This window comes from Microbacterium sp. ISL-103 (assembly GCF_018613995.1).
Taxonomy (GTDB): Bacteria; Actinomycetota; Actinomycetes; order Actinomycetales; family Microbacteriaceae; genus Microbacterium.
Genome location: NZ_JAGGPD010000470.1, coordinates 1 through 4,468, shown reverse-complemented (window position 1 = coordinate 4,468; position 4,468 = coordinate 1). Strand labels below are relative to the sequence as shown.

At 67.6% G+C, this 4,468-nt stretch carries 4 protein-coding genes; 3 read left to right on the top strand and 1 reads right to left on the bottom strand.

Annotation, left to right across the window (positions count from 1 at the left end; translation table 11 throughout):
- The coding region (locus tag J7E68_RS16065; RefSeq protein ID WP_215174268.1) for a DUF222 domain-containing protein at positions 1-619 on the bottom strand (619 nt) is incomplete at its 3' end.
- A 209-nt stretch (positions 620-828) separates the two neighbouring features.
- Here J7E68_RS16065 and J7E68_RS16060 point away from each other — a divergent pair.
- The 3 genes from J7E68_RS16060 to J7E68_RS16050 all read left to right on the top strand — a co-directional run.
- Positions 829-1,503 carry a hypothetical protein gene (locus J7E68_RS16060; RefSeq protein ID WP_215174266.1) on the top strand — a complete coding sequence of 225 codons (675 nt, stop codon included), beginning with the start codon at positions 829-831 and terminating at the stop codon, positions 1,501-1,503.
- A gap of 39 nt (positions 1,504-1,542) precedes the next feature.
- Positions 1,543-3,354, top strand: coding sequence for an ABC-F family ATP-binding cassette domain-containing protein (locus J7E68_RS16055; RefSeq protein WP_215174264.1), 1,812 nt, complete (start codon positions 1,543-1,545; stop codon positions 3,352-3,354).
- A gap of 125 nt (positions 3,355-3,479) precedes the next feature.
- On the top strand, positions 3,480-4,468 hold a 989-nt coding region (locus J7E68_RS16050; protein WP_215174262.1), incomplete at its 3' end, for a cation:proton antiporter.

Here is a 4,468-nt window from a genome sequence, read left to right as displayed (position 1 = left end):
GCGAGAGTCGGTCGAACATGCCGTGGATCAGAGCGGCCGGAGCATGCGTGTGCAGGGCGGCCATGCCGTCTTCGCCGTCCGTCATCCACACGCGACGCTGAGACCGAGCCTTTCGGTGACGCTCGCTCACCGTCGTCGGAGCGAACCTCTCCGCCACCCGACGAGCGAGGGCCCGCAGCCGGTTCGGCGACTCCACCTCGGCCAGCGGCAGAATGATCGCGGCATAGGACGCGCGATCGCTCGCTGATTCGAGGTGTGATCCCGCGTCGGCGATGACGCGCGAATGTGCCGCGCTGATGCGTCCGGCACCCTGGGCCGCCCATACGCTCGGGAACAGGTCGACAAGCATCCCCGCGGCCATCATCCGGCGTTCGACCGTCCGGTCGCTAACGTGCTGCGAGGCGGCGATCTCAGCCGCGATCGTCCTGATCGAATGGTCTCCCCGATCAGGGTGATCGCCCTGCTTCGCTATGTCGACAGCGAGCCGACCGGCGATCGCGAGCAGCCCGTCGCGGGCGGCCATCATGCTGCTCAGCGTCGATTCCGCTGCCTCCAGCGACGCGACCAGATCGGCGAGTGTCGCCATCTGGGAGTCGGTCGCGTCGAGCAGTGCTGTCATGCCTTAAGTAGACCAGGGGCCACCGACATTCGAACGAAGATTCGAGGTATTCCTCGATCGATATGATCACGAAAAGGTAACGAAGGTGTCAGGCCGCGACTCCTCCCTCCCGCTCGGTCCTCGCTGAGTTCGGAGTCGAGAGCGAGCGTCATGCGGAGCTCCACAACCTTCCTGGCGGACGCGGCCTGACCTGGCGGGCCGGAGAGATCGTGCTGCGTCCCTCAGCGGGCGACGGCGAGACGCTGTGGAAGGCGAACGTCCTCGCGGAGCTCCCGCACTCGGCTGCTTTCTGCACGCCACGGCCGATCATCTGTGCCTGCGGCTCCTGGTCGATCGACGGCTGGGAGGCGTGGCAGTGGCTCTCGGGCCGCGCGGACGAGTCGCGCGTGCACGATGTGCTCCGAGCGGGAGAAGCGTTCCACCGGGCGCTCGTCGACGTCGAGCGTCCCTCGTTCCTCGACCTCGCGGACGACCCGTGGGCGCGAGCCGACAGGATCGCGTGGGAAGAGGAGGAGGTGCCCTGCAATGCCGCTGTGCAGCGACTCGCCCGCGCCTTCCGCACCGTGGGCGACCGATCACAGGTGATCCACGGAGATCTCCTCGGCAACGTGATGTTCGACCCGGGGCATCCGCCGGTGATCATCGACTGGGCGCCGTACTGGCGACCGGTCGGATTCGCCGATGCGATCGTCCTCGCCGATGCCGCCTGCTGGCACGGCCTCGAGCCCGCCGAGATGATCCGGCTCGCAGGTGGCAGGAGCGAGGGGCGTCAGCATCTGATCCGCGCTCTCGTCTTCCGCATCGCGACGTTCGAACTGCTCGGTGTCTGGGACTCTCGGATGCAGTCACGGCATGAGTCGGTCGTCGCCGCCGCACTAGCCTGACCGAGCCGCTCAGCGTGCCCGACTACCCTGAGAGGTGACATGGCACATCTTCTCGGGGCAGAAGCCCTCCACCTCGAATATCCGACGAGGGTCGTCTTCGACTCCGTGACCCTCGGCATCGAAGAAGGTGACCGCATCGGCATCGTCGGCCGCAACGGCGACGGCAAGTCCAGCCTCATGGGCATGCTCGCCGGCCGCAAGGAGCCGAACTCCGGACGCGTCACCGTGCGCGGCGGCACGACCATCGGCGTTCTCGATCAGGCGGACACCCTCAGCGACGACCTCACCATCAGCGCCGCGGTCGTCGGCGACACACCGGAGTACGAGTGGGCAGGCGACCCGCGTATCCGCGACGTGATCGAGGGACTGCTCAAGGACCTGCCGTGGGATGCCGAGATCGGCTCTCTCAGCGGTGGTCAGCGCCGACGTGTCTCCCTCGCCAAGCTGCTCGCGGGCGATTGGGACGTCATCGCCCTCGATGAGCCCACCAACCACCTCGACGTCGAGGCGATCACGTGGCTTGCCGGGCATCTGAAGAAGCGGTGGGCGACGAACTCGGGAGCCCTCATGGTCGTGACACACGACCGGTGGTTCCTCGACGAGATCTGCACCGAGACGTGGGAGGTGCACGACCGCATCGTCGAGCCCTTCGAGGGCGGATACGCGGCGTACATCCTGCAGCGCGTCGAGCGCGATCGGATGGCTGCGGCCACCGAGGCCAAGCGGCAGAACCTCGCCAAGAAGGAGCTCGCGTGGCTCCGTCGGGGAGCGCCGGCACGAACGGCGAAGCCGAAGTTCCGCATCGATGCGGCCAACGAGCTCATCGCCGACGTGCCGGAGATCCGCGACAAGGTCTCGCTGCAGTCGCTCGCGGTCTCGCGCCTCGGCAAGGACGTCGTCGACCTGCTCGACGTGGGGGTCACCTACCCGACCGTCGACGGCGGCACCCGCGAGGTGCTGCGCGACGTCGAATGGCGCATCGCACCGGGCGAGCGCACCGGCATCCTGGGCGTGAACGGCGCAGGAAAGTCGACGCTGCTCGGACTCATCTCGGGCACGATCGAGCCCACCGTGGGCCGCGTGAAGCGCGGCACGACCGTCAAGGTCAAGACGCTCACGCAGCGCCTCGACGAACTCGAGGACGTGCGGCGCGAGCCGGTGCGCGTCGTGATCTCGCGGTTGCGCACCTCGTACACGATGGGCGCAGGCTCGAAGGCGCAGGAGCTCACGCCCGGGCAGCTGCTCGAGCGGCTCGGCTTCGATTCCGCGCAGTTCTCCACCCCCGTGAAGGATCTCTCGGGAGGTCAGCAGCGCCGACTGCAGCTGCTGCTCGTGCTTCTCGACCAGCCCGACGTACTGATCCTCGACGAGCCGACCAACGACCTCGACACCGACATGCTCGCGGCGATCGAAGACCTGCTCGACTCGTGGTCGGGAACCCTGCTCGTGGTCAGCCACGACCGGTACTTCCTCGAGCGCGTGACCGATCAGCAGTTCGCGATCCTCGACGGTCACCTGCGTCACCTGCCGGGCGGCGTCGACGAGTACCTGCGTCTTCGCCAGCTGCAGACCTCTGCGCCCGGCAAGTCGCAGACCGCCGTCAACACAGCGAAGAAGGCGCCGGGCCTCGAGGGTGCAGCGCTCCGCTCAGCGCAGAAGGAGGTCGCCTCTCTCGAGCGACGCATCCAGAAGCTGACCCAGCAGGTCGACAGGTCGAAGCAGGCGCTCGCGGATCATGACCAGGCCGACTTCGCCGGCCTCGGCGACAAGATGAAGGCGATCAACGATCAGCAGGCCGAGATCGAAGAGCTCGAACTGCGCTGGTTCGAGCTGACGGAAGAGCTCGACTGACCCGACCCCTCTGGCTCTTCGGGCCTCGCGGGAATACGGTGGCAGTCGAATGCGCTGTGCTCTGGGCGGGGTTCGATGCCAGCCGGGATCGCACAGCTTGATCCTGCGGTACCCGGGAGGTTCGGATGGAAGGACTCGAGGTCACCGTCCTGATCGGACTCACGATCCTCGTGGGCACGTTGCTGGCGCCGCGCGTGCGGCTCGCATTGCCGCTCGTGCTCGTGATCCTCGGTCTGCTGCTGGGCTTCGTGCCGCAGCTGCGCGAGATCCAGCTGCCGCCCGAGACCGTGCTGCTGCTGTTCCTGCCGGTGATGCTGTTCTGGGAGAGCCTGACCACGTCGCTGCGCTCGATCAGACGTGACTTCCGCTACATCCTGCCCATGAGCACGCTGCTCGTCGTGGCATCCGCCTTCGCCGTCGCCGGCATCGGGCTGCTGTTCGGGATGCCGTGGGAGACCGCTCTGATCCTGGGTGCAGCCGTGGCCCCGCCGGATGCGACCGCAGTGGCCGCCCTCGGCAGACTCCTGCCGCGGCGCATGTTCATGAAGCTCAAGGCGGAGAGCCTGACGAACGACGGCACCGCGCTGGTGCTCTACGCCATCGCGATCTCGCTCGCTCTCGGCGGCAACGTGACGCCGCTGTCGGTGACCATGTCGGTGCTCGTCTCGTACATCGGCGGCATCGCCGCGGGTGTGGTGATCGCGGCACTCGGCTATCTGCTGCTGCGGCGCACCTCGTCGACGACCGTGATCAACGTCACACTGCTGCTGATCCCGTTCTCGGCCTTCCTTCTGGCCGAGATCGCGCACGCCTCCGGCGTCCTCGCCGTGGTGGTGGCGGGTCTCATCGTCGCCTACGTGTCGCCGCGGGTGACGACCGCCTCGTCTCGACGCCAGGTCGCCGCGGCCTGGCCGTTCGGGGTCTTCCTGCTCAACGGGGCGCTCTTCGTGCTGATCGGGCTCGAGGTGCAGTTCGTCGCGCACGAGATCTCGGCGGCCGCCATCGGCCGACTGGTGCTGATCACCCTCGCCGTATGGGGCACGCTGCTGATCGTCCGCTACCTGTTCCAGGTCATGAACGCGCCGTTCCAACGCCGGGGGGCCGCGCGCCCGTC

Bases quoted from the DNA above. Each gene is read 5' to 3' on its own strand.
- J7E68_RS16055 (WP_215174264.1), top strand. From the start codon at position 1,543: ATGGCACATCTTCTCGGGGCAGAAGCCCTCCACCTCGAATATCCGACG.